The 23,891-nt window shown below is 64.5% G+C and carries 22 protein-coding genes and 2 tRNA genes; 12 read left to right on the top strand and 12 right to left on the bottom strand.

All coding sequences use genetic code 11. The annotated features are described in order from the left end of the window. Positions 1-123: 123 nt before the first annotated feature. The 9 genes from TGR7_RS08040 to TGR7_RS08000 all read left to right on the top strand — a co-directional run bounded on the left by TGR7_RS08040 (position 124) and on the right by TGR7_RS08000 (position 9,720). Positions 124-1,161, top strand: coding sequence for a TAXI family TRAP transporter solute-binding subunit (locus TGR7_RS08040; RefSeq protein ID WP_012638168.1), 1,038 nt, complete (start codon positions 124-126; stop codon positions 1,159-1,161). A gap of 24 nt (positions 1,162-1,185) precedes the next feature. Continuing rightward, a complete protein-coding gene (locus tag TGR7_RS08035; protein ID WP_012638167.1) occupies positions 1,186-3,159 on the top strand; it encodes a TRAP transporter permease in 1,974 nt (657 codons plus the stop codon). 1 nt (position 3,160) lies between these two features. Beyond that, entirely contained in the window at positions 3,161-3,913 is a 753-nt protein-coding gene (locus tag TGR7_RS08030; RefSeq protein ID WP_012638166.1) for a sulfite exporter TauE/SafE family protein, read from the top strand. Between the two features lie 195 nt (positions 3,914-4,108). Continuing rightward, a complete protein-coding gene (locus TGR7_RS08025) occupies positions 4,109-5,026 on the top strand; it encodes a GGDEF domain-containing protein (protein ID WP_012638165.1) in 918 nt (305 codons plus the stop codon). Then, positions 4,980-5,552 (top strand): slr1658 family protein, encoded by a 573-nt coding sequence (locus TGR7_RS08020; protein ID WP_012638164.1) that lies wholly within the window; start codon positions 4,980-4,982, stop codon positions 5,550-5,552. Before TGR7_RS08025 ends, TGR7_RS08020 begins: the two co-directional genes overlap by 47 nt. Positions 5,553-5,566: 14 nt before the next feature. Next, positions 5,567-5,911 (top strand): slr1659 superfamily regulator, encoded by a 345-nt coding sequence (locus tag TGR7_RS08015; RefSeq protein ID WP_012638163.1) that lies wholly within the window; start codon positions 5,567-5,569, stop codon positions 5,909-5,911. Positions 5,912-5,945: 34 nt separating this feature from the next. Further along, positions 5,946-7,499 carry a PP2C family protein-serine/threonine phosphatase gene (locus tag TGR7_RS08010; protein ID WP_245523042.1) on the top strand — a complete coding sequence of 518 codons (1,554 nt, stop codon included), beginning with the start codon at positions 5,946-5,948 and terminating at the stop codon, positions 7,497-7,499. 33 nt (positions 7,500-7,532) lie between these two features. Then, the gene (locus TGR7_RS08005; RefSeq protein WP_012638161.1) at positions 7,533-8,321 is read left to right on the top strand and encodes a substrate-binding periplasmic protein; all 789 of its coding nucleotides are present in this window, start codon (positions 7,533-7,535) and stop codon (positions 8,319-8,321) included. 37 nt (positions 8,322-8,358) lie between these two features. Next, entirely contained in the window at positions 8,359-9,720 is a 1,362-nt protein-coding gene (locus tag TGR7_RS08000) for a TrpB-like pyridoxal phosphate-dependent enzyme (RefSeq protein WP_012638160.1), read from the top strand. A 117-nt stretch (positions 9,721-9,837) separates the two neighbouring features. Here TGR7_RS08000 and TGR7_RS07995 read toward each other — a convergent pair whose 3' ends face one another. Continuing rightward, positions 9,838-10,731 carry a patatin-like phospholipase family protein gene (locus TGR7_RS07995; RefSeq protein ID WP_041441284.1) on the bottom strand — a complete coding sequence of 298 codons (894 nt, stop codon included), beginning with the start codon at positions 10,729-10,731 and terminating at the stop codon, positions 9,838-9,840. Positions 10,732-10,856: 125 nt separating this feature from the next. Then, positions 10,857-11,708 carry a Gfo/Idh/MocA family oxidoreductase gene (locus TGR7_RS07990; RefSeq protein WP_012638158.1) on the bottom strand — a complete coding sequence of 284 codons (852 nt, stop codon included), beginning with the start codon at positions 11,706-11,708 and terminating at the stop codon, positions 10,857-10,859. A gap of 196 nt (positions 11,709-11,904) precedes the next feature. Here TGR7_RS07990 and zapE point away from each other — a divergent pair, with 196 nt between their 5' ends. Then, positions 11,905-12,987 carry a cell division protein ZapE gene (gene zapE, locus TGR7_RS07985; protein WP_012638157.1) on the top strand — a complete coding sequence of 361 codons (1,083 nt, stop codon included), beginning with the start codon at positions 11,905-11,907 and terminating at the stop codon, positions 12,985-12,987. Positions 12,988-13,230: 243 nt separating this feature from the next. On the opposite strand, the gene TGR7_RS17610 is transcribed toward zapE, so the two are convergent. Further along, complete coding sequence (locus tag TGR7_RS17610) at positions 13,231-13,479, bottom strand: lipopolysaccharide assembly protein LapA domain-containing protein (protein WP_012638156.1); 249 nt, start codon at positions 13,477-13,479, stop codon at positions 13,231-13,233. Positions 13,480-13,622: 143 nt separating this feature from the next. Here TGR7_RS17610 and TGR7_RS07975 point away from each other — a divergent pair, with 143 nt between their 5' ends. Beyond that, positions 13,623-14,489 carry a vitamin K epoxide reductase family protein gene (locus TGR7_RS07975; RefSeq protein WP_012638155.1) on the top strand — a complete coding sequence of 289 codons (867 nt, stop codon included), beginning with the start codon at positions 13,623-13,625 and terminating at the stop codon, positions 14,487-14,489. A 41-nt stretch (positions 14,490-14,530) separates the two neighbouring features. Here the strand turns inward: TGR7_RS07975 and TGR7_RS07970 are convergent, their stop codons facing one another. The 6 genes from TGR7_RS07970 to TGR7_RS07945 form a co-directional block, all read right to left on the bottom strand. Continuing rightward, positions 14,531-15,007, bottom strand: coding sequence for an LEA/WHy family protein (locus TGR7_RS07970; protein WP_012638154.1), 477 nt, complete (start codon positions 15,005-15,007; stop codon positions 14,531-14,533). Between the two features lie 66 nt (positions 15,008-15,073). Further along, a complete protein-coding gene (locus TGR7_RS07965) occupies positions 15,074-15,712 on the bottom strand; it encodes a hypothetical protein (protein ID WP_041441276.1) in 639 nt (212 codons plus the stop codon). 27 nt (positions 15,713-15,739) lie between these two features. After that, on the bottom strand, positions 15,740-16,396 hold the full coding sequence (locus TGR7_RS07960) for a bactofilin family protein (RefSeq protein ID WP_012638152.1): 657 nt from the start codon (positions 16,394-16,396) through the stop codon (positions 15,740-15,742). Positions 16,397-16,684: 288 nt separating this feature from the next. Next, positions 16,685-19,789, bottom strand: coding sequence for an efflux RND transporter permease subunit (locus TGR7_RS07955; protein WP_012638151.1), 3,105 nt, complete (start codon positions 19,787-19,789; stop codon positions 16,685-16,687). Positions 19,790-19,803: 14 nt separating this feature from the next. After that, positions 19,804-21,498: an efflux RND transporter periplasmic adaptor subunit gene (locus TGR7_RS07950; protein ID WP_012638150.1), complete on the bottom strand. Its 1,695-nt coding sequence runs from the start codon at positions 21,496-21,498 to the stop codon at positions 19,804-19,806. Positions 21,499-21,502: 4 nt separating this feature from the next. Continuing rightward, positions 21,503-22,759 carry a TolC family protein gene (locus tag TGR7_RS07945; protein ID WP_012638149.1) on the bottom strand — a complete coding sequence of 419 codons (1,257 nt, stop codon included), beginning with the start codon at positions 22,757-22,759 and terminating at the stop codon, positions 21,503-21,505. Between the two features lie 155 nt (positions 22,760-22,914). Between TGR7_RS07945 and TGR7_RS07940 the strand changes: the two genes are divergently transcribed. Then, the gene (locus TGR7_RS07940) at positions 22,915-23,283 is read left to right on the top strand and encodes a hypothetical protein (RefSeq protein ID WP_012638148.1); all 369 of its coding nucleotides are present in this window, start codon (positions 22,915-22,917) and stop codon (positions 23,281-23,283) included. Between the two features lie 190 nt (positions 23,284-23,473). Here TGR7_RS07940 and TGR7_RS07935 read toward each other — a convergent pair. The 3 genes from TGR7_RS07935 to TGR7_RS07925 all read right to left on the bottom strand — a co-directional run bounded on the left by TGR7_RS07935 (position 23,474) and on the right by TGR7_RS07925 (position 23,872). Next, positions 23,474-23,549 (bottom strand) — tRNA-Glu (locus TGR7_RS07935). Positions 23,550-23,566: 17 nt separating this feature from the next. After that, entirely contained in the window at positions 23,567-23,758 is a 192-nt protein-coding gene (locus TGR7_RS07930; RefSeq protein ID WP_012638147.1) for a hypothetical protein, read from the bottom strand. A 38-nt stretch (positions 23,759-23,796) separates the two neighbouring features. Further along, positions 23,797-23,872, bottom strand: a tRNA-Ala gene (locus TGR7_RS07925). Between the last annotated feature and the right edge of the window lie 19 nt (positions 23,873-23,891).

Raw genomic sequence — 23,891 nt, 5'->3', positions numbered from 1 at the left:
GGAAACAGCCACAGGCAAAATTTCAGGACTGGGCTAAATTTGTTTGATGGAACATAAAAGCAAACGATGGGCCAAGGTGTGCAGGAGGCAGCCAGCCGAGGCCCTCAACGGAGGAGAGACACCATGAAATACCGCCTGATGGCAGCCATCGCAGGTCTGCTCATCGCCTTCCCGCTGGGACTCTCGCAGATCCCTACCGCCGAGGCCCAACAGGTCAAGCAGATCCGCTGGGCCACCTCGGCCGTGGGTTCCGCCGGGCACCGGGCCAAGGTGGCGCTGATGGCCATGCTGAACCGGGAGATGCCCGATTACTCCATCACCGTGCTGCCCACCCCCGGGGCACTCGCCACGGTGCGCGGTTATGCCACCAACCAGTTCGACGGCTACTACGGTGCCGATATCGCCTTCCGCGAGCTGGCCACCGATTCGGGTCGTTTCCGCGGCTTTTCGGCGCAGATGCAGCGCGAGCCGGTGCAGTCCTTCTGGGCCTACACCATGGAGGTGGGCCTGGGGGTGCGTGCCGCGGACCGCGAGCGCTATTCCGGCTGGGGTGACCTGCGTGGCCGTCCGGTGTTCAGCGGCCCCGCCCCCTGGGATGTGCGCGCCCAGCTGGAGCGGGCCATGGAGACCCTGGAGGTCGGTCATCGCTACGTGGAGCTGGACCTGGGGCTTGCGGCCTCCTCCCTGGCGGAGCGCAATATCGACGCCTTCATCATCTACAGCACCGGTGAGTCCAACCCCGCCCCCTGGGTGAACGAGGCCATGACGGCCACCGATGTGGCCGCACTCAATCCCTCCGAGGCTGAGATCGCGAAGCTGCGCGCCGCAGGACTGGACGTGGTGGAAGTGGACGGCAGCGTGTTCCGCAACGCCCGCGTGGACAAGGTGGTGCTGGTGCCCTTCTTCTACGGCTTCCACGTGGGTCTGGAAGTCCCCGAGGAGGACGTCTACCGCAAGCTCATGACCATCGAGGCCAACGCGGCAGAACTGGCCCAGTCCGATTCCGCCTTCCGCCAGATCGCCGCCGACATGGTGGGCATCCAGCGCCGCGGCGTGGCCGCCTCGGTGGATTCCGTGAAGGTGCATCCGGGCCTGGCCCGTTATCTGCGGGAAAAAGGCGCCTGGGACGACGCCTGGAACGATCGCATCGCCTCACGCTAAGGGCCGGTCAGCGGAACCGGCCCCATGAGCGAGACCTCCGTCGCCGTCACAAGGCTGTCGGACTGGTATGCGGATCTGCCACCCCTGCAACGCGGGTTGCGGCTGGCGGCGGAGGTCCTGTTCTATCTCGTCGGGGCGTATTTCTTCTTCCACCTGTCCCGGTACTTCGTCACCGGGGCGGGTGGCCCTACCCTGCTGGCGGTGGTGGGCGTGCCGCTCACCATCTGCATCGTCTACCTCAACGACCTGCGCCGGGGGGATCTCTACCCGCGGCTGGGCCATGTGGCGCCGTTTCTCATCGCGCTGGTCTATTGCGCGATCTGTCTCTATGCCATCCACTACCTGGTGCGCGAGTTCGACGAGATCCGCATCTACCGCCTGGGGCTGTGGAACACCCACGACCTGGCGGTGGGCGTGGCCGTGGCCGCCCTGGTGATGGAGTACACCCGCAGGCGCTACTTCGCGCTGTTCGTGTTGAACATCCTCCTGATCCTCTACACGGTCTACGGCTACCTGGTGCCGGGCCTCTTTAACCACCCGGGCATGACCTGGAACCGGGTGGCCAGCGCGGTGAGCGTGGAGATGTCCACCGGGGTGTTCGAGCGTCTGCCCCAGCTGGGGCTCACCCTGATCGGTTCCTTTATCCTGGTGCTGGCGGCGCTGCGCGCCTTCGGCTGCATCGACTCCATCCTGTTGGGCTCAACCCGCATTGCCGTGCGCTCCCCTCGCCTGCTGCCCCAGGCGGCGGTGATCGGCTCCTTCGGTGTGGCTGCGGTCTCCGGCTCCGGGGCCGCTAACGCGGCCACCACGGGCACTGCCACCATCCCGGTGCTCATCAAGGCCGGCTTTCCCCGGGTCACGGCGGCGGCGGTGGAGACCGCCTCCTCCCTGGGTGGGCAGCTCATGCCGCCGCTCATGGGCATCGCCGCCTTCCTCATGGCCGATTACCTGGGCACCAGCTACTTCGAGGTGGTGGCCCGGGGTTTTGCACCGGCCATCATCTTCTACATTGGGGTCGCCTTCGCGGTGTGGATGCTGGCGGGACGCTATTACAAGCGTGCCGTATCGCCCAGGGCCGAGCCCATGAATTTCATGGACTGGGCCAACATCGCCGCCTACTTCATCGCCGTCGCAGGCCTGATCTATTTCATGGGTGTCGAGCGCCGGCCCGCCATGGCCGCGGCCCAGACGGTGTTCAGCTACCTGTTCATCTTCCTGGCGCTCGCGTTTATCGTGCGCAGCATCAAGGGCCGGAAGTATTCCTTCACCTGGTTCACGCGCCCCCTGCTGCGCATGATCGAATCCTATGCCAGCATCACGGCGGAGCTGACCATCCTGCTGGCCACCCTGGGCATCCTCACCGCCACCTTCACCATCACCGGTGTCCCCACCAAGGTGGGCATCCTGCTCATGGAAGGCGCCGGCATCAATCTGGCGCTGATGGTGCTGGTGGGCTTCGGCTTCGGCTACATCATCGGCATGGGCCTGCCCGTGGCGCCCACCTACATCATCATCGCCATCGTGGTCTCGCCGTTCATGATCCGCGCCGGCGTCGACCCCTGGGTGGTGCACTTCTTCGCCTTCATGGTGGCGGTGTTCGGTGAACTGTCACCGCCCACCTCGGTGACCGCAGCCGTCACCTCGCGCATCGCGGAAGCGCCCTTCGTGCGCACCATGATGGTGGCCATGGTGATCTGCATGCCGCTGATGCTCATGATGGGTGCCGTGTTCACCCGGCCGGAACTGGTGGTGACGCCGGGTCTCGCCCAGCTGCCGGCCTTTGTCCTGGTGCTGATCGGAACGCTGGCCATCAGCTTTGCCCTGCAGGGCAGCTTCGGTTATGCGCGCGGCCCGGACATCCTGCTTCGTCTCGTGCTCGCGGGCATCGCCGGCGGCGCCGTGTTCCATCCCGACAACACCACCGCCGCGGCCTTCGCCGCACCCGCCCTGGCCATGAGCCTGTTCGGCGTCTGGCGCTACCGCCGGTACGCGGTCTGACATGAGCCTGGAACAGGCATTGCTGCTGCTCGCGGCAGGGGCCCTGTCGGGTTTCCTCAACGTGATGAGCGCAGGCGGCTCCATGCTCACCCTGCCGGTGCTCATGTTCATGGGCCTGGACAGCACCACCGCCAACGGCACCAACCGGGTGGGCATCGTGCTGCAGAACATCACCGCCACCTGGAAGTACCGCAGCGCCGGGCACCGTCACCTGCGCCTGGGTCTGAAGCTCTCGGTGCCGGCCGTGCTGGGGGCCATCGTCGGGGCCTGGGTGGCCACCCTGGTGGGCGAGGACCTGTTCCGCTGGATCCTGATCCTTGTGATGGTGGGCTCCTCGGTGCTCATGCTGCTGCCCATGCCGGTGCACCGGGAGACCCTGTACCTGGACGAGAGCCATCTGCGCTGGCCGGTGATCCTGGTCATGGCGGTGATCGGCTTCTACGGCGGCTTCATCCAGGTGGCCGTGGGCATCCTGTTCATCGTCCTGCTCTACCGCATCCTGCGCATCGACCTGGTGCAGGTGAACATCCTCAAGGTGCTGGTGGTGCTGATCTACATGCTCCCTGCCCTGGGCATCTTCGTCGCCACCGGCAACGTGCACTGGGGCTTCGGCCTGGTGCTGGCCGTGGGCAGCATGGCCGGGGCCTGGCTGGCGGCCCACATGACCCTGGGGCCTCGCGGGGCTGTGTGGATCAAGCGCATCACCCTGGCGATCATCGCGGCGATCATCGTCAAGTTGTTGATGGACATGTGAGGCTGGTTTGACCCTGACGATGGTCAATGTATGACCGATTTTTGACGGGCAAGCGTCCCCCGCGGCTTGCGTGCGGGGTGTGGCTCGTGGACAATCCTTTATATGACCCAAGGATCCCGACCTATTCCCCACCGGACCCGCTGGCCTCAGGGAGCTGAGCGCCTGCTGGGTTTCAGTTAGTTCCCCGGCGGTCCCATGTCCGGCAGTACCCCCTACATCCAGGTCCTCGATATCGAGCAGACCCTGACCGAACTCAATGAGATGGTCAGCCGCCTGCGCCAGGAGCGCGACGACCTGGAGATCGCCCTGACCACCGCCGTGGAGCATGGCGACGCCATCGAGGAACAGCTGGAGACGGCCAACCGCCAGTTGCAGAACGAGGTGCGCGAACGCCGGACCATTGAGAGGCAGCTGCGCGACCTGGTGGCGACCATTACCCAGAAGAGCCGGGATCTGGAGGTGGTGCTGCAGACCATCACCGAGCATGCCGATCAGATCGACCTGCACTGGCTGCAGCGCTACATCGAATCCGAGACCTCCGCCCGCCAGGACCCGCTCACCGGCCTGGCCAACCGCCGCATGCTGGACGAGGCCATGGAACGCGAGTGGTCGCGGGCACGACGCCAGGGTCAGCCCCTGGCGATGCTCATGTGTGACGTTGACCACTTCAAACCCTACAACGACCGCTATGGCCACCAGGCCGGGGATGAGTGTCTCTGCCGGCTGGCCGAGCTGTTTCAGGACCTGCTTCACCGTGAAGGCGATCTCGTGGCGCGTTATGGTGGTGAGGAATTCGTGGTGTTGCTCCCGAACACGGATGAAATCGGTGCCCTGCGGGTGGCCCAGGGTATTCAGGATGCGTTGCGGAATCTTGACCTTGGCCATGAGGACACCCCCCAGGGCCGCCTGACCCTCAGCATCGGCCTCGCCGCGCTGGTCCCCGACCACGACGACCGCAGCACCCTGCTGGCGGAAGTGGACCGCCGTCTCTACCTGGCCAAGCAGCAGGGGCGCGACCGGATCGTCCATGCTGCCGATCACAACAACAACTCACGGGAGGACATCAATGACTCAGGATCACGGGCAGATCAGGGAAATCCGGCACGACCGTAACACGGAATCCCTCGACCTGTCGTTCTGGCCCGGTTCCCTTCCGCTCAAGCAGCGCTGGCGCAACAACGGCCTGTCCGCCGATTTTCTGGGCGATTACGTCACCACCTTCTTTCCCCTGGACGAGACGGACCCGTCCACCCGGGCCCGCCAGAGCGAGATCCGCGGGGCGGTCAGCTTCATCGCCAATGAGCTTCTGGAAAATGCCATGAAGTTCCACGATGAATCGCTCCCGGAACCCATCACCATGCGGTTGTGTCTGTTCCCGGAGGAGATCGTGTTCCAGCAGGGTAATGCCACGGGCAGCGAGGCTGCGGACAGCTTTCGTGCCTTCGTGGAGCGCTTGCGCGACTCGGATCCCAACGAACTCTACATCCAGCAGTTGGAGGAAGGCGCAGTCTCGGAGGGCAGCGCGGGACTCGGCTACCTGACCATGATCAACGACTACGGGGCTGAGCTTGCCTGGAGATTCGAGCCCCTGGTATCCCATGGCTTTCGCGTCACCACCCAGGTGACCATAAAAATCTGATGGAGCAAGACCTGATGCATTGTTTTTCCGGTGAGGGTTACAAGATCGAGCTGGACGATACCAGCAACACCGTGCGCATGAGCGGCGCCCTGCGCCTGGGCGGTCTGTCGGAGTACGCCCCCATCTCCGAGTTGCTGGAGAATGCCCTGGATGGCCGCGAGGCACTGATCATCGATCTGAGCGCTCTGGAGTTCCTCAACAGTTCCGGGATTGCCACCCTGTCAAAATTTGTCATCACTGCCCGTAATCGCAACGATTGCCGTCTGGCCATTCAGGGTTCCAATGCCATCGCCTGGCAGGGCAAGTCGCTCAACAACCTGAAGCGACTGATGCCCGCCCTTGAGCTGAATTTCGATTGACGCCGCGCATATCATCGATCCCATGGATACCCGCGTGAGGCAGACGGACGGCGCGAGCACTGATGCCACGCGAGGCATCCCCTTCACAGCCAGTCTGACCTTCCGCCAGGCTGCGGTGACCTTGCTCATCGTGGCGGTGCTGGGTCTGCTGGCCGGCATGGTGGAACTGGGCGCCGACTGGAAGTCCATGCGCGCCGAGATCCAGGAACACACCCATCGCAGTCTGGAACTGGTCAGCGGCTCCGCCGCCGAGGCCGCTTTCCAGTTCAACGATGAACTGGCGGGTCAGGTGGTGGACGGTCTGTTTGCCCACCGGGAAATGGAACAGGTGGTACTGCGGGATAATTTCGGAGGCGTCATCGCAGAGCGTCAGCGTCACGACCTGGCTGAACCGGGTGCGCTGGTGCAGCGCCTGTTCGGTGACATCACGCGTTACTCCGTTAATCTGAGTCACAGCGTTGGCGGGGCGTCGGCCTCCAGCGTGGGCGCCCTGGAAGTGACGCTCGCCCCCGGCGAGATCGGCGCCCGCTTCGTGGAGCGGGGTCTGGTGATCTTTGTGGTGGGTCTGGCCAAGGCGGTGATCATCTCCGCCCTGGTGGTACTGATCTTCTTTTTCATGATCACCCGCCCCCTGATCGGTCTGCATACCGCCATCACGCGCATAGATCCTACCCGTCCCGGACATTGGCCCCGGCCGAGCTTCCCGCGCCACGAGAAGGACGAACTGGGCCAGATCGTGACCGGCCTGGACAATCTCATGCAGGCCTTTCAGCAGGGTCTGGAACAGCGTGACCGGGCCCGGGACGAGAACATGCGCCTGGGTGCCGAGTTGGACGTCTCCCGTCGCATCCAGCAGATCCTGCTGCCCTCACGGGCGGAGCTGGATGCCATCGAGGGCCTGGACATCGCCACCCACATGGAGGCGGCTCAGGAGGTGGGCGGCGATTACTACGACATCCTCAGTCACGAGGACGGCGTGCGCATCGGTATCGGTGACGTGACCGGTCACGGACTCGAGAGTGGCGTGGTGATGCTCATGACCCAGAGCGCCGTGCGCACCCTGCTCACCAGCCGTGAGAAGGACATGGTGCGCGTCATGGACGTACTCAACACCACCATCTACAACAACGTGCAGCGCATGGGCTGCGGCAAGAACCTGACCCTTGCCCTGCTGGATTACACCATGGCAACTGCTGCCGAACTACCTGCGGTGGCGGGCCACCTGCGTATCAGCGGCCAGCATGAAACGGTCATTATCGCCCGCCATGACGGACACATGGAGGTGGTGGACACCGACGAACTCGGCTTCCCCATCGGCCTGGTGGAGGAGATGGCCCATTTCGTGGGTGAGATCAATCTGGATCTGCACCAGGGGGATGTGGTGGTGCTCTACACCGATGGCATCACCGAGGCGGCCGACGAGCAGCATCGCCTCTATGGACAGGATCGACTGATGGAGATGATCGCCAGCCATCGTGCCGAGTCAGCGGAATTCATCAAGGACGCCATCATCAACGACGTGAAACGTCACATCGGAAACCAGACGCTCTACGATGACCTCACCCTGGTCATCCTGAAGCAGAAATAATCCTCCACGTCTGAGCACAAGGGGAATCCGTTCATGCCCTCCCGCAAGCGAATCGTTACGCGTCTGATCAACACATGGGTCGCTTTCTGTCTGCTGTTCTCCTCGGGCCTCGCCGGGGCCCAGTCCCAGACCCCTCCCCGCAGCCTGGACGAGTTGGTATGGATTACCGAGGAGTATGCCCCCTATAACTATGCACAGGATGGCCAGGTCACCGGTGTGGCGGTGGATATCCTGGTCAAGATATGGGAACGCCTGGGCGTCAACAGGACAGTCGCGGACATCCAGCTCCTGCCTTGGGCCCGGGGCTATCGCATGGCTCTGGATCAGCCGGGCACCTGCCTGTTCTCCACCACGGTCACCGATGCACGCCGGGAGCTGTTCACTTTTGTAGAGCCGATCATGGATGCCAGCATCAGCATCATTGCCCCGAGGGATCGCGGACTGGAGGTCGCTGACGTGGCCGCCCTGGCCCCCTACCGCATCGGCGTGGTGCGAGAGGACATCGGCGATCAGTTGCTCCAGGAGGAAGGCTTCAGCGGCACCTATGTGCGCACCGATTCCGCGCGTATCCTGATTCGCATGTTGCGGGGCGAACGCTTCGATGCCGCCGCCTACAATGAGCGGGTGGCCAACTGGGTGATGGTCCAGGAGGGTATCGACCCCGCACTCTATGAACCGGCGCTGGTGCTGCGTGAGGGGTATATGGGCTATGCGTGCCACAAGGACACCGACCCGGCGCTCATCGCCCAACTCCAGGACGCACTGGATGCCCTGATCGCCGACGGTACAGTGGCGGAGATTACCAACCGATATCTGCAGTGAGGTGTGTAATAAGTCCCAACGAGGAGGAGTGAGCCCCATGAGCGATACCGTCAAATACGTCCTCGACGAGAAGGACATTCCCAGGCACTGGTACAACATCATGGCGGACCTGCCTTCCCCGCCGCCGCCCGTGCTGCATCCCGCCACACACCAGCCGGTGGGTCCCGACGACCTGGCGCCGCTCTTCCCCATGGCCGTGATCCAGCAGGAGGTCAGCCAGGAGCGGGAGATCGAGATCCCGGAGCCGGTACGCGAGGTCTATCGTCAGTGGCGGCCCTCGCCCCTGTTCCGCGCCCGTCGTCTGGAGAAGATGCTCGATACCCCGGCGCGCATCTATTACAAGTACGAAGGCGTCAGTCCTGCCGGTTCCCACAAGCCCAACACCGCCATCGCCCAGGCCTTCTACAACAAGCAGGAAGGCGTCAAACGCATCACCACCGAGACCGGTGCCGGTCAGTGGGGCTCGTCCCTGGCACTGGCGGGTTCCCTGTTCGGCCTGGAGATCGAGGTCTTCATGGTCAAGGTGAGCTTCCAGCAAAAGCCCTACCGGCGTTCCTTCATGGAGACCTTCGGCGCCAAGTGCATCGCCAGTCCCTCGGACATGACCGAGGCGGGCCGGGCCGTGCTCAGGGAACACCCGGACAGCACCGGCAGCCTGGGTATCGCCATCAGCGAGGCGGTGGAGCGCGCGGTGCAGCGGGACGACACCAAGTACGCCCTGGGCAGCGTGCTCAACCACGTGCTGCTGCACCAGACGGTGATCGGTCTGGAGGCCATGAAGCAGTTCGACCTGGCCGGTGACTACCCGGACATCGTCATCGCCCCCACCGGCGGCGGCAGCAACTTCGGTGGCATCACCTTCCCCTTCCTGGGCGAGCAGCTGCGCGGCGGCCGCAAGATCGACCTGGTGGCGGTGGAGCCCTCCGCCTGCCCGACCCTGACCCGGGGCAAGTACGCCTACGACTTCGGCGACACCGCGCATCTCACCCCGCTGGTGAAGATGCACACCCTGGGCTCCACCTATGTGCCGCCCGGTTTCCACGCCGGTGGCCTGCGCTATCACGGCATGGCGCCCCTGGTGTCACACATCACAGATCTCGGACTGGTACGGCCCCGCGCCTATCAGCAGACCGAGTGCTTCGAGGCGGGCATCCTGTTCGCCAAGGCGGAAGGCATCATCCCGGCGCCCGAGGCCAACCACGGCGTGAAGGCGGCCATCGACGAGGCCCTGCGCTGCAAGGAGGAAGGAGTGAGCCGCGCGATCCTGTTCAACCTGTGCGGCCATGGTCACTTCGACATGCAGGCCTATCGCGATTACCTGGACGGCAAGCTGGTGGATCAGGAATACGACGAGTCCGAGATCGCCATGGCACTGGCTGGGCTGCCTTCGGTGGCGTAAGGCAGGATTGATTCTCTCGCAAAGGCGCAGGGGCGCAGGGATAAGCGTTACGAAGTTTTCCTCTGCGTCTCCGCGCCTCCGCGAGAGAACAGGTTGTCAGTTACAGCAGTCCATTGATCAGATTTTCCCCAGCACCCGCTCTGCCCGCTCGTAGCCCAGTTCGATCATCTCTTTCGCCCGGTGGAAATCGAACACACCGCAGGCGTTGACCGGGATCTCGATCAGGTGCTCGGGGTTGTAGGCGGCAAGGCGGAAACGGGCGATGCTGTTCTCCATGATCTCGATGGAATCGGACAGCACGTCGAACATGCCCACGCTGGGCTCCTTCTCCTTCACGCCAAGCCGGGACTGGATGCCCTCGATGAAGTCGGCGATGGCCTTCTGGACAGCGGTCTTCGGTGCGTCCGAGGCCTGGATCTCGGCGCCGTCTCCAAACAGCCCTTCCTCTTCCCGGCCGCTCAGGCTCACGGCGATGTTGATGTCGGTGATCGTGCTCAGGGTGGGCGCCACGGGTACCGGGTTGACCACGCCGCCGTCCACCAGGACGCGTCCGTCCAGGTGCACCGGGGTGAATACAGTTGGGATGGCGATCGAGGCGCGGATGGCGTCGTAGAGGGAGCCGGTGTTGAGCCACACCTCTCGGCGGTTGCCCAGGTCCGTGGCCACGGCGGTGAACTCGATGGACAGGTCCTCGATGTCCACTTCGCCCAGCATGTCGCGCAGCTTGTTCATGATGCGGTCGCCGCTGAACAGCCCAGACCAGCTGTAGGCAAAGTCCAGCAGCATGAACACGTCACGCTTGCTGAGCGCGGTGACCCATTCCTCGTAGATGTCCAGTTTGCCGGCTGCGTAGATGCCGCCGATCAGGGCGCCCATGGAGGAGCCTGCAATGGCCTTGATGTTGTAGCCCTCATTCTCCTCCAGCCAGCGGATCACGCCGATGTGGGCCAGGCCGCGGGCGCCGCCGCTGCCCAGGGAGAGGGAGATGTCCTTGGTGTGCTTGTCGTTCATGGAGACCAGAATCCCGGTGCCGGAAGTCGTGTGTGGTTGCCCAAGCATACCGCCCGGGTGCCGGTGCGGCACAGTGCCGGGCGTCACGGCGTGGGCATGCAGGGGATCAGTGGCTGCGATGGGAATCATGGTGTCCAGCGGTGTGCGCCGGGACGCAGGCCGGGAAGCTGGCGGGCGGCATCCAGCATGATGCGCGCCGTGAAGGCGACCGGGTCCAGACGTGCCTCGAACAGCAGGGTGTCGTGAATGGCGCGGGCCGTTGTGGCGCGTCGCTCCAGGACGAGGCCGTGGCCCTCCTCCTCCAGGGTGGCGATGTCATCCACCTGGAAGACCAGGGTCTCCTCGGCCAGGAACAAGGGGTCGGAGAGGACCGTCTCGCGCACTGCGTCGAAGTCCGCGTGCCTGTCCACCTGCAGGTAGAGATAGCGCTGCGGGCGGCCGGTGTCGTCATGGCGTTCGGTGCACAGGGCCCCGACCACGCCGGGGATGTCCGCGGCCGCCGCCGTATGGTGCAGCTGGATGCCCGGGCGATGGGTGATGCGGGTCTCCCCTTTCGGGATCATGAGCGTGAACAGTCGTTCGATCCAGGGCACGGCCCCGGCGCTCCAGCCGGCCCCGACCACAACCGCCACCCGGTGCTGCTGGGCCTGGCGATCGAGTTCGGTCAGGAACGCATCCCGGGTACTGCCTTCCAGGGTGGAGCATTCCACGAGAGGCACCCGGTGCTGGATCAGCTCCCGGGCCACACCCTCGACCCGGTCATTGGGCACGCAGACCAGGGCTGCATCCACCCGTGTGAGTCCGCTGACGTGGTCCACGCAAGGGGTCTCGGCGGGCAGACCCTCCAGCGGGAGTCCTGTCCCGCCCTCGGGCCGCACCACCCCTGCCAGTTCCAGGTCAGAGGCCTCCTGCACGGCCCGGGCACAGGCCTTGCCCAGGGTGCCGTAACCGACGATGGCATGGCGCAGGCGCTTCATCGGTTTTCAGGGCCTGACAGAGAGGCGGTCGTTCCGGATGCATTCATGGTGACAATGATCCTTGTGGCTCTATACACACTTGTAGGTGGGGCGGAGAGCATGGTCAATCCGATAGGCTGTCAAACTGCGCTGAATCCCGTCAGCGGGTGAGTGTGATATGCTGCGACGCACCATCATTGCCCTCTAGGTCATCTAGATGCCCTATCAGCGCTACCTGCAGGATGTCGAGCGCAGGCTCGTCCAGCCGGATCCCGCCCAGGATCTGGCCATGCAGGGTTTGCAGCGCGTGCGGGACCAGATCATGGCACCGGCTCCCCGGGCCGGACTGATGGATCGTCTGCTGGGCCGGCGCAGTGCCAGGGTGCCGGTCCGGGGGTTCTATCTCTGGGGTGGCGTGGGTCGCGGCAAGACCTACCTGGTGGATACCTTCTTCGACGCCCTGCCCTTCGAGAACAAGCTGCGCCTGCATTTTCACCGCTTCATGCAGCGGGTGCACGGTGAGCTGAAGACCCTCAAGCAGACAGCCGACCCCATCGACATCGTGGCCAAACGCCTGGCCCAGGCCCGGGTGATGTGCCTGGACGAGTTCTACGTCTCGGACATCACCGACGCCATGCTGCTGCACCGCCTGCTGGCGGGCATGTTCGCCGAGGGCATGACCCTGGTGACCACCTCCAATACCCCGCCCGACGATCTCTACAAGAACGGTCTGCACCGGCACCTGTTCCTGCCCGCCATCGAGCTGATCAAGCAGCACCTGGAGGTGTTTCACCTGGACAGCCCCGTGGACTACCGTCTGCGCTCCCTGGAGCAGGCGGAGATCTACCATGCGCCCCTGGACGAGGCCGCCGTCACACGCCTCACCGAGGCCTTCCGAGCCCTGGCCCCGGAGCCGGGCAGCATCGGCGGCAGCTTGGAGGTGGCGGGCCGGCAGATCCCGGTGCAGCGCCTGGCCGATGGCGTGGTGTGGTTCCGCTTCCCGGACATCTGCGACGGACCGCGCAGCCAGCTGGACTACGTGGAGATCGCGCGCATGTTCCATACCGTGCTGGTCTCGGACATCCCGGTCATGGACGAGTCCATGGAAAACCAGGCCCGGCGCTTCATGGCCTTGGTGGACGAGTTCTATGACCGCAAGGTCAAGCTGATCGTGTCTGCAGAGGCATCGGCGGACCAGCTCTACCAGGGCAAGTGGCTGCCCTTCGAATTCCAGCGGACCTTGAGCCGTTTACGGGAAATGCAATCACACGCCTACCTGGAACAGCCCCACCTGCCCTAACAGGCTGTTGGATTCACCAGCCCCCTGTGCCGGCAGGTCCCTTGAAGGGTCCAACCACATTGGCCGTGATCCAGCCACCGTAATAGTCACCCGCCTGGGCGCTCACCCGTTCCTCATGCGCGTAGCAGGTAGACCGCCCGCCCTATTCATTCGCAGATGCTGCGTGACCGGTTCGAGTGCCGGGGGGGCGGGGATAGTCCCAGACCCATTCCTGGTCGGGTGCAAGCCCTGGCCGTGATGCGCTCACTGATCCGAGGAGCCGCCATGCTGTGTACCACCGCGTTTGGCGGATAACACCAGTGCGAGCGCGAGCCCTGCCGCAATCCCGATCAGCAGTGCAAGACCGATGAGAACCGCATTCGGCATGGTCAAGGTGAAGAACAGGAAGCGAGTGGTCACGGCTTGCGTGTTCTGAACAATCAGGATCAGCACCAGGAGTACGGCCAGCAGCGCAACTGCAATTCGAGGTCTTCTCCACCAAGGTATGTTCATGGATGGCTCCCGGCCTGGCCCAAGACAGATCCTCAAGGTAGTCCTCCCGAAATGAGGCGGCAAGGCCTTGGCGGGTGAATTGCCCGCGCACTGAAGCCGGTGATAGTCTGCTGCTCCCAAGCACACGACGCAGATACCTACCCATGGCCAAGAACAAACGCAAGGCTCACCGCAAGCCCGCCACGGGCTCCACGACGCCGGCCCCAAGGGCATCGCTTTCTGCCGATCGTGTCGTCGCCATCCTGGCGGGTATCGGCCTGCTCATCACCGCTTACCTCACCTGGGTGGCCTGGTTCGGGGCAGGCCCGGCCTTGTGCGCCGAAGGTTCGGGCTGTGACCTGATCCAGCAGAGCCGCTGGTCCCGGGTGCTGGGCCTGCCGGTGGCCCTGTGGGGCTTTGGCGTCTACGCGCTGTTGCTGTTCATGGCCACGCGCATGCCGCCACGGCTCAAGCGCTGGCAGCGGATCTGGTTTGTGTCTCTGGTCGGTGTCGCCATCAGCCTGTATCTGACGGTGGTCGGCTTCGTGTCCCTGGGGGCTTTGTGCCCCTGGTGTCTCGCCTCCCTGGCCACCCTCAGTGCCATCTTTCTCTGGACAGCCATCAAGCGCCCCGACTCGGCGCCCGGCCCGGCATGGGGTACCTGGCTGCTCAACAGCGTGGTGGTCACTGCGGTGATCCTCGGCACCCTGCATGTCTACTACAGCGACCTGCTCAGCCCCCGGGAAGACCCGCGCCTCGAGGCCCTGGCCCAGCATCTGACGGACAGCGGCGCTTTGTACTACGGCGCCTACTGGTGTCCGGCCTGCCAGCAGCAAAGCCGCCTGTTCCGCGGTGCCTCCGATCGGCTGCCCTACGTGGAATGCGCGCCGGGCGGGCGTAACACCTCGATGACGCTGCAATGCGTGAATGCAGGGGTCAGCGGTTTTCCCACCTGGGTCATCAATGGACGCCGCTATCAGGAAGTGCTGCAACCGGAGGAACTGGCCAGGCGTTCCGGTTTTGAATGGTGAGGGCTCCGGCCCGGCTCACCGCCGGGCAGCAGCTCAGCCACTCAGCGGGCAGGATTGAACAGGCCCAGATCCCCCGTCGACTCGAAGGACACCGGTAGCGCATGCCCCGTCAGGGCAATGCGCCCGAAGATCCGGTACTCCATCTGCTCAAGGCCGCCCTCCCCCATGTCACGCAACTGGCGCGTCAGTGACCAGAGGCTGGAGGACACCGTCACCTCCGCCAGGCCCTCCCCAAAGCCCGGGATCTGCAGGGTCTGGCTGGACACGCCGTCGGCGAAACGTTCGCCATTCACCTGCACCTGGAAATCCAGTCCGCGGATGTTCAGCGGGAAGTCATTGGGGTTCTGGATCCGCAGCCTGAGCAGGTAGCGCTGCTCAAAGAGTTCCGCCTGCTGCAGTTGCATACCGACCAGGTGAACGCGCGGTGGTTCGGTGCGTACACCCATGTAGGCGCAGCCACCCAGACCCAGGAGCACGAGACCCAGCAGCAAACCCGTTGTGAGGAGCAATCTTGGCATCACTGGTTCCTGATCCTTACTCCCAGACAGCGAGGTTCGGATGACCCGCGACCTGCTGGGCAGATTTTAACGACGAACAAACAGGTATTCCTGCATACCGTCACCGAGCAGGATGGCACGCGCGGCATGGAAGTCCGGCATGAACCGCTGTAGCTCTCCGCTGGGATAACCGCTGAGTTGGACAGTGCCATGACCCTGTCCGGCCAGTATTTGCAGTCCTGCATCCGCAGACGGTACCAGGACCCTGGGCGTTTGTGGCAGGGTCTTCATGCTGTAGGCCACGAAACCATGCACCTGGGCACCGGCAGGCAACAATTGCGCAAGTCGGGACATGAGTGCGGTGATGACCCTGGGTTGCAGGTAGTTCAACACCTCCCAGACCATGACAAGATCACAAGCGCTGACCATCTCCGGTGTCAGCAGTGACTCCATGTGCGCCTGTAAGGTCTCCTCGTCTTCCCTGGGATCGAGCTTCAACAGATCGTCGGTGAGCGAGGCAATAGCGAGCCGCACGGGCAGACCCGTGAAGTACTCAATGGTCTGCCCGTGTGCATCGCCGAGGTCCAGGAGTACGCGCCGCTCACCTTTCATCAGGGGTTGCAGGGCCTGATGAAGCAGTTTGCATGGATAGGCATCCTGATCGAGACCCGGGCTGCTTATGGCATCTCCGGCGGTGTTTGCGCGGCCTGGGCTCACCCGGGACATGCTACGCGAGTCATCGATTGACAGGCCTCAACCGACGCTGCCGCTCACCTTGCCAGTGGTTGCAGACTTGCCTGATTCAGCGGCCGTATCGCCCGTACCTGATGATGAGGCACCCGCGGTTGTTGCTGTCTCGTTGCGGGCCTTGTCAGGGGCCTGGGCAGGGGAACGTTCAGGGGTCTGGCTGGAAGCGGATTTTGACTTCTGCGCCCCCATGATGGCCTCAACCGCCTGGGCATCCATCTCGATGCTCCCCTTGAAGCGCGCGCCCTCTTCGAGGCTGACCCGTGGCGAAGTGATGTTCCCCGTGATGTTCGCGGACTTCTTGATCACCACGCGTTCTGCACCGAACAGGTCACCTTCAACGGTACCGTCCACGACCACGGTATGGGCGTAAATATTGGCACTGATCTGGCCATGACTACCCACGGTCAGGCAGTGGCCCTGCAGCTTCACCGTACCGCTGACGCGACCTTCGATGATCAGGTCCTCTTCACCGCGCAGGGTGCCTTCGATGTGGATCGAAGGGCCGATGATGGCCGCGTCCCGGTGACGCGCCATGCCCACCGCAGGGGCTTGTGCAACCCCGCCCTTGAAGCCGTCAGGATCACGCAGTAAATCCTTCTCCTCGCCCTTGGATTCCTGGTTGCCGCCAAACCCGCGCTTACCGATATCAAACATGGCCATATCGCTATCCTCCTGGAACAAGAACGGCCGAATCCGGAATGGCCGACCGATGCCACATCCTACTCCCCGTGTCTGGTGCCGAATGCAAATACGGTCACGCAATACACCACGGGACAAGCAATAAGTGATGGAGCCCACAAAAATTTGCGGGCACGGGTTTTCATCACCAGCCTGGCAGGGAGGCGAGGAAGGCATGGCGAAGTTAGGTAAACCATCTGAACCATGGGTTTAGCAGGGTTCAGATGGTTGATTCACAGACCTGTTTTTCTGATGAAGCTGACTACGGCACTAGCTTTGCTGTGACTCGACCGCCTTATCCAGTACCGCCTTCGGGGTCAGCATCAGATAGAGCGCCGGCACCACCACCATGTTCAGTGCGGTGGCGCTGAGCAGCCCGCCCAGGATTACCCAGGCCATGGGTGCCTGGATCTCGGTGCCCGGCTCGCCCAGACCCATGGCCAGGGGGATGAGTGCCAGGGCCGCGGTGAGCGCGGTCATGAGGATAGGTACCAGGCGCTCCTGGGAGCCCCGCTCGATCACTTCCCGCAGCGGCAGACCCTCGGCGGCCAGGTCGCCATAGCGGCTCATGAGCAGCAGGCCGTTGCGTACCGCGATGCCGAACAGGGTGATGAAGCCCACCAGGGCCGCGACGGTCATGACACCGCCCATCAGCCAGACCGCCACCACACCCCCGATCAGGGCGAGCGGCACGTTGGCCATGACCACCAGTCCCAGACGCAGGGAGTGCAGCGACACGGCCAGCAGGCCGAGCATGGCCAGCAGCACCGCGGTGCCTACCATGAGCAGCGTGCGGGTGGCCTGGGCCTCAGCCTCGAACTGCCCGCCGAACTCCAGGCGATAGCCGGACGGCAGTTCGAGACGCCCGGCCAGTGTCTCACGCACCTGGTCCACGGCACCGCGCAGGTCGCGCCCGGCCACGTTGGCGCTCACCACCAGGCGGCGTTCGCCGTTCTCCCTCAGGACCATGCCGGCACCCCGTTCCACGGCCGGGACCACCAGTTCCGCGAGGGTGACGTGGTGCCCCGTGGGGGTGAGCACCGGGATGCGCCCCAGGGTCTCGAAATCACGGCGTGTCTCCTCCGGCAAGCGGACCACCAGGTCGAAGCGCCGGTTGCCCTCGAACACCTGTGAGACCACGCTGCCCCGCCAGGCACCCTCCACCAGTTCGGCCACCTCCCCTGCCCCGAGTCCATAGCGCCCGATCACCTCGCGATCCACGCGCAGGCGCAGTTGCGGCACCTCGGCCTGGGCCTCGGCGGACACGTCCACCAGTCCCGGGATGTCCTCCAGCGCTGTCTCGATCTCGCTGCCCAGACGGCGCAGTTCCGCCAGGGACGGCCCGAACAGCTTGACGGCGATGTTGGCGCGCACGCCGGAGAGCATGTGATCGATGCGATGGGAGATGGGCTGGCCGATGTTGAAATTGGCCCCCGGAAACCCGGCCAGCAGGTTGCGCAGTGCCTCCAGGAACGCGGCCTTGCCCTCGGGCAGGTGACCGAGGCGCAGGTCCAGTTCGCTCATGTGTGGCGGCTGGCTGTGTTCGGCCTGTTCCGCACGGCCCGTGAGCCGTGCCACGGAGAGCACCTCGGGGCGCTCCAGCACCGCCTGTTCCACCGCACGGGCCAGGCGCGCCGATTCCGCCAGCGCCGTACCCGGGGGTGTGACCATCTCGATGGTGAGACTGCCCTCGTTGAACTCGGGCAGGAAGGATCGGCCCAGCTGGGTGACACTCACCACGGTCAGCACCGCCAGCAGCAGCGAGGCACCCAGGACCCAGGGGGCATGTCGCATCGTGAATGCCAGGATCGGACGGTAGGCACTGCGCAGGGCGCGGACCGGCAGCGGTTCGGTTGGCGTGCGCAGATCCCGGGCACCGGCGAGCAGATAGCTGGCCAGGACCGGTGTCAGGGTCAGGGCCACCAGCAGGGAGGCGGCGATGGCCACCAGGTAGGCGATACCCAGGGGTTGCAGCAGGCGGCCTTCCACGCCACCCAGGAAGAACAGCGGCAGGAACACCAGCATGATGATGACCGTGGAGAAGACCACTGGCCGGCGCACTTCCACGCAGGCGTGATAGATGACGCGCCCGGCGGGCTCGGAATGTTCACGCCCACTGTTTTCCTTGAGACGCCGGTAGATGCTCTCCACGAAGATGATGGCATCGTCCACCAGGGCGCCGATGGCGATGGTCATGCCGCCCAGGGTCATGGTGTTGATGCTGATACCCAGGGCCGTAAGCGCCAGCAGGGCCGCCACCAGGGACAGGGGGATGGCCAGCAGGGAGATCAGGGTAGTACGGAAATTGAGCAGGAACAGGTACAGGACCACCACCACGAACAGGGCGCCGTCACGCAGCGCCTTGCCCACGTTGTCTACCGCCAGCTCGATGAAGTCCGCCTGGCGGAACAGGTCGGGGAATAGCTCCAGACCCTCTGGGAGCTGGTTGGCGAGGGCGTCGAGACGTTCGCCGATGTCCCGGGTCAACGACAGGGTGTCGGCACCCGGTTGTTTGGACACGGCAAGCACCACCCCCGGCTCGCCATTGACCCCGCCGTCGCCCACCGGGATGGACGCTCCCATGCTGACCTGGGCCACGTGGCGTATGCGCACGATGGCGTCACCGCGCACGGCCACAACGGCCTCACGTATGTCGCTCAGGTCCGTGGTGCGACCGAGAAAACGGATCAGGTAATCCTGCCCGCCTCGTTCCACCAGGCCACCGCTGGCATTGCGGTTGGCGTCGGCCACGGCCCGGTTGATCATGGCCAGGTCCACGCCGTTGGCGCGCATGCGCTCCGGGTCCACCAGCACCTGGTACTGACGCACCTGTCCGCCCAGGCTCACCACCTGGGCGACGCCGGGCACGGCCAGCAACTGCGGCGCGATCAGCCAGTCGGCCGCCTCGCGGGCCTGCATCAGGTCGGCGGGGGCGCGGGCACGCAGTCCCAGGTACAGGATCTCGCCCATGATGGAACTGACCGGCCCCATCTGCGGGGCCTCCACCCCGTCGGGCAGTCCGGTGACCTGGCCCAGGCGCTCGGCGACCACCTGCCGCGCCTGATAGATGTCGCGCCCCCAGTCGAACTCCACCCAGACGATGGAGAATCCCGGTACCGACTGGGAGCGCACCCGCCGGACCCCATCGGCCCCGTTGACCGCTGTTTCGATGGCAAAGGTGACCTGGCTTTCCACTTCCTCGGCGGCCAGGCCGTGGGCCTCGGTGAGCACCGTGACGGTGGGTGCGGTGAGGTCGGGGAACACGTCCACCGGCGCCTCGCGGGCCATCCAGACGCCTGCGCCCAGGGCCGCTATCGCGAGCAGGACCACCAGCATGCGGTTGGCCAGAGACCAGTCAATCAATCTGTCGAACATGTTGATGTCTCCTGTCAGTGGGCGTGGCCGTGACCGATTTCACCGGTCTCGCGTCCCGCCAGGAGCACCGCGTAGGCACCCTCGACGATCACCCGCTCGCCAGCCTCCAGACCGTCCAGGACGGCGACGCGCCCGGTGGCGCGCGTACCCAGTCGCACGAGACGACGCTCGAAGGATTCGCCACCGTGCTGCACGATCACCACGGCCATGCCGTCATCATCCAGGACCGCCGACTCCGGCACGGTGAGCCGTGTCTGCGGGGCACCGGTTGCCAGGCTTGCGATCAAGGGGAGGCCCACGCTCAGGTGTGAACCCGGGTCTGTGGTGTTGTCGACCTCATACACCAGAGGCAGTGCGCCCTGGTCCAGCTCCAGGCCCCGGTACACGAGAATGCTCTCCACAGGCGTTGTCCAGGCACGATCACCGGGGCGGCGGATACGCAGATCATGAGGTGTCTCCAGCAATGCCAGATCCTGGGCGGGGACGTGAACACGCACCCAGACACGGCGATCGTCCAGTACGCGGGCGATACGCGCACCGGCCTCTACCACCTGACCAGGGGCCCCATGGCTTGCCACCACCACGCCGTCCATCGGCGTACGCAAGGACAGGCTCGTACCGCGTGCGGGGGTGGTGCCGCGAGACCCCCTGAAACGCGTGACGGCGGCTTCGTGTGCGCCCAGCGCGGTGTCATGTTCGGCCTGTGCCTCGCGTAGACGGCGTTCGGATACCACGCCGTCCGTCACCAGAACCCGCACACGCTCAAGTTCACTTCTGGCCAGCGCAAGGCGCGCCTCAGCAGCCCTTAGGTCCGCTTCGAGCTGCGCGATGTCCTCGAGCCCGGCCAGTGGAGTGATCGCCGCCAGCGCCTGGCCGGCAGTGACCTTCATGCCCGGTTGCACCCAGGCACTGCCATCGGCCGCGCGCAGGGTGCCGCGCATGGGGGCGACCACCTCCGCCTGACGACCGGGCACCGCTTCGACCACGGCAGGCATGCTCAGGCGTGGTGCGATCTCCTGGGTGATGACAAATTCTCCGGAAAAGGCCATGCGCCACTGCTGCTCCTTGAGGAAGGTGATGTAGCTCTCCTCATCGTGGGCGTGCCCGTGGTCGCCTTGAGCGCCGGAATCTTCATGCGGGTGATCGTGTCCATGGGCGTCGTCGGCCCCATGGTCATGTCCATGGGCTGCCGCTGATTCCTGGGGGTGCTCATGTCCGTGATCGCCGTGAGGCTCGGCAGTTGGGTGCTCATGGCCATGCTCATCACCATGGTCGTGGCCGTGTCCCGGATCCGATGGCACGCGACCGCTTTCATCGGCCACCCGGATGCCCTCCACCCACAGGCGCCGAACCCCCGCCTGGGGATGTTCCAGATGCAGGGTGAGCGTGTAGATACCCGGGCGTTCTGGCACCAGTTCAGGGAGGTAGATGCCGGTACGGGCCGGGGCGTCCACCGTCAGGTACTGCTCGAAACCGTCGGCGCGTTCCAGGATCAGGGTCAGTTCACCCTCGCGCACAGGGTGGTTGCCGTCCAGCAGGGTCAGGTGGGTGATCAGCCGGGCGGGCTCACTCACCCGCAGCGGCGGGTATTCCACGAAGGCCTCAACGCCGTCCTGCCAGAGGGTGAATTCCAGGTCCTCCGCGGCCGGCAGGAGGCCGGAAAAGACGAGCAGGCACAGGCCAAGGGCCCAGTGATTGAGAGAGGTCATGGCGTCACTCCGAATCGATGGAAACGAGTAAAAGGCCGGCGCTGGCGCGCAGTGCGGCCAGTTCCTGCCAGGCATCGGCCAGCAGTTGCAGGTATCGGTTTTCGGCTTGACGCACCGTCTGCACGGTCTCGATCAGGGCGAGCAGATCAAGCTCGCCACTCAGGTAACCCTGGCTGCTCAGGTCAAGGATTTCCCGCGCGGGCTCCAGTACGGCGCTGCGTTGGTGCCGGGCCTGCGCCACAAGATGAGTCAGACGCTGATGCTGTGCCCGGACACGGCTGAGCAACTGCCGGTGCTCGCCTCTCAAGCGGGCCTGGGTCTCGGTTGTGGTGGCGGCCAGTTCCTCCAGGCGTCCCTGTCTGCGGTCCCAAAAGGGAATCTCCAGGGAAAGACCGACGCCGGTCACCGATTCGCGACGACCGTCCACCAGATCCCTTTCCGCAAAGACGCGCACACCCAGTTGCGGCAAACGCTCGGCGCGTGCCACACGCCGGTCTGCAAGAGTAGCCGTCAGGTTTGCCTGTTGAATTTGCAGACTCGGGTGGGATTCCAGGTAACCCGTCCAGTGTGACAGAGGCTGCAAGCCCGGTACTTCGGTGAGAGGGGGCAGATCGCCGACCTGCTCCGGCCTCATATCCAGCAAGGCGGCAAAGGCACTGCGGGCCTCCTGCCACTCGCCTTGCGTCGCCTCGATGACCTGACGCGCCTCCGATGCAAGGACCTGAAGACGCAGGGTCTCGCGCCGTGAGATATCCCCCTGTGCCGCACGGCGTTCACTCGCGGAGGCAAAATCATCAGCCTCGCGGGAGGCCTGCCGAGCCTGTGCCAGCAACGTCTGGGCCAGTTGCAGGCGGTGGTAGGCACCAGCGACGCGATATTCCAGATCCAGGTGTTCGGCGCGCAGAGCCTCGGTTTCAACCAGGGTCCTGGCCTCACCTGCTGCCTGTCTGGCCGAACTCAGACCCAGGGACAGGGGTTGGGTGATGGCCAGCTCCGAGAACTCATGGGCGTCCCCGCCCCGCTCCCGGGCGATGCCGTTGTCGGCCTTCAGTTCCAGGGTGGGATTGGGCCAGGCACCGGCCTGTCGGGCGGCGGCACGCCGGGCCTCGACGCGGGCCTCTGCGGCATCCAGTTCAGGTGATACCGAGATGGCGCGCTCGACGCTGCGCTCCAGTGTCCACTGGGCGTTGGCCACTAACGCAAATGAAAACAACAGCAGACCGAACAGGACTGTCCGGGGCCTGACAAGGCTGGGATACATGGTGATTCTCCCTGGCCGCTGAAAGGCGGCCAAATCCATCGTGCAGGTCTGCAGGCCCGCCGGTGACTACCGGGACAGGGCCTGCGGGTTACGAGGATTCAGAGAGTCTCGGGTGGGGCGCGCAGTGGCGGCGTGAAGTGCGGCGGAGAAAGGGTGTGTACGGGCTCGTCCTGCTGTACAGGTACCCGGCCCAAGGCCGCCGGCACCAGTATGAGGAGGAGAGCGAAAAGGGCCGGAAGCACGACCGCATGGGGCACGGAAGCCTGTTTGGCGGGTACACCGTTCTTGCTCAGATCCACCTGGGTGTGGGAAGCACCATCATGATGATCCGCATGGTGATGATCCAAGTGATCCTGTGCCAGACTCACGTGCAGATGCATCTCGGCATCCGCCGCCGCATGCATGTGGGGATTCGCCCACTGTGCCCAGCTGAATGCCACCACAAGGATGGCGATCAGAGGAAGTGTAAAGGGGCGAAAACGGGCGCACAGGTGGTACATGACGCCGGATTAGGCCTGACGTGATTTGTGCTTGTCAAGCCGAATGCCGGCGATATGTACACGGGCAACAAATCCACATCACTGCCGATCGGATATGCAAGGAAGTGCTTGGGTTGGTGATGTAGTCATTGTTTCCGACCGGCTCCCGGGCACAAAAAACCCGCACAAGGCGGGTTTTCCTTGGCAGGCGCTTTCACCGCATGCCGGGTACAGATGGCGTCCCCACGGGGATTCGAACCCCGGTCGCCGCCGTGAAAGGGCGGTGTCCTAGGCCTCTAGACGATGGGGACGTGAAACACGTCAATCGTCATCTCCTCGGACCCGTCAGCAGGACCGTGACCAGTCCGGTGAAGGTGAGCAGAAATCCGATCGGGATCACCGAGAGGAAGAACTTGGCCCATTCTTCCGCCTCTCTGAACATGGCGCCGAATCCGACTGCCAGGGCGATCACGGTTAAAATAATCCCGACGATGATCGAGTAGCGGCCCAGTTGATACATGCTGTGTCGCTCCTCGGTCAGGCGCCGGGATGTAAATCTGGTGGAGCCAGGCGGGATCGAACCGCCGACCTCTTGCATGCCATGCAAGCGCTCTCCCAGCTGAGCTATGGCCCCGTCAAGGAAGTCGCGCAAT

The sequence above is a fragment of the Thioalkalivibrio sulfidiphilus HL-EbGr7 genome (assembly GCF_000021985.1).
Classification (GTDB): domain Bacteria; phylum Pseudomonadota; class Gammaproteobacteria; order Ectothiorhodospirales; family Ectothiorhodospiraceae; genus Thioalkalivibrio_A; species Thioalkalivibrio_A sulfidiphilus.
Note: the sequence above shows the minus strand (reverse complement) of the source record. Positions and strands in the feature narration are given on the sequence as shown.

What these genes read in the sequence shown, in the direction of transcription:
- TGR7_RS07950 (WP_012638150.1), bottom strand. Translation starts at nt 21,498, where the DNA reads ATGACCTCTCTCAATCACTGGGCCCTTGGCCTGTGCCTGCTCGTCTTT.
- TGR7_RS07975 (WP_012638155.1), top strand. Translation starts at nt 13,623, where the DNA reads ATGGCCAAGAACAAACGCAAGGCTCACCGCAAGCCCGCCACGGGCTCC.
- TGR7_RS07945 (WP_012638149.1), bottom strand. Translation starts at nt 22,759, where the DNA reads ATGTATCCCAGCCTTGTCAGGCCCCGGACAGTCCTGTTCGGTCTGCTG.
- TGR7_RS08030 (WP_012638166.1), top strand. Translation starts at nt 3,161, where the DNA reads ATGAGCCTGGAACAGGCATTGCTGCTGCTCGCGGCAGGGGCCCTGTCG.
- TGR7_RS08015 (WP_012638163.1), top strand. Translation starts at nt 5,567, where the DNA reads ATGCATTGTTTTTCCGGTGAGGGTTACAAGATCGAGCTGGACGATACC.
- TGR7_RS08035 (WP_012638167.1), top strand. Translation starts at nt 1,186, where the DNA reads ATGAGCGAGACCTCCGTCGCCGTCACAAGGCTGTCGGACTGGTATGCG.
- TGR7_RS08025 (WP_012638165.1), top strand. Translation starts at nt 4,109, where the DNA reads ATGTCCGGCAGTACCCCCTACATCCAGGTCCTCGATATCGAGCAGACC.
- TGR7_RS17610 (WP_012638156.1), bottom strand. Translation starts at nt 13,479, where the DNA reads ATGAACATACCTTGGTGGAGAAGACCTCGAATTGCAGTTGCGCTGCTG.
- TGR7_RS08005 (WP_012638161.1), top strand. Translation starts at nt 7,533, where the DNA reads ATGCCCTCCCGCAAGCGAATCGTTACGCGTCTGATCAACACATGGGTC.
- zapE (WP_012638157.1), top strand. Translation starts at nt 11,905, where the DNA reads ATGCCCTATCAGCGCTACCTGCAGGATGTCGAGCGCAGGCTCGTCCAG.
- TGR7_RS08040 (WP_012638168.1), top strand. Translation starts at nt 124, where the DNA reads ATGAAATACCGCCTGATGGCAGCCATCGCAGGTCTGCTCATCGCCTTC.
- TGR7_RS08000 (WP_012638160.1), top strand. Translation starts at nt 8,359, where the DNA reads ATGAGCGATACCGTCAAATACGTCCTCGACGAGAAGGACATTCCCAGG.
- TGR7_RS08020 (WP_012638164.1), top strand. Translation starts at nt 4,980, where the DNA reads ATGACTCAGGATCACGGGCAGATCAGGGAAATCCGGCACGACCGTAAC.
- TGR7_RS07930 (WP_012638147.1), bottom strand. Translation starts at nt 23,758, where the DNA reads ATGTATCAACTGGGCCGCTACTCGATCATCGTCGGGATTATTTTAACC.
- TGR7_RS07965 (WP_041441276.1), bottom strand. Translation starts at nt 15,712, where the DNA reads ATGTCCCGGGTGAGCCCAGGCCGCGCAAACACCGCCGGAGATGCCATA.
- TGR7_RS07970 (WP_012638154.1), bottom strand. Translation starts at nt 15,007, where the DNA reads ATGCCAAGATTGCTCCTCACAACGGGTTTGCTGCTGGGTCTCGTGCTC.
- TGR7_RS07955 (WP_012638151.1), bottom strand. Translation starts at nt 19,789, where the DNA reads ATGTTCGACAGATTGATTGACTGGTCTCTGGCCAACCGCATGCTGGTG.
- TGR7_RS07990 (WP_012638158.1), bottom strand. Translation starts at nt 11,708, where the DNA reads ATGAAGCGCCTGCGCCATGCCATCGTCGGTTACGGCACCCTGGGCAAG.
- TGR7_RS07960 (WP_012638152.1), bottom strand. Translation starts at nt 16,396, where the DNA reads ATGGCCATGTTTGATATCGGTAAGCGCGGGTTTGGCGGCAACCAGGAA.
- TGR7_RS07995 (WP_041441284.1), bottom strand. Translation starts at nt 10,731, where the DNA reads ATGAACGACAAGCACACCAAGGACATCTCCCTCTCCCTGGGCAGCGGC.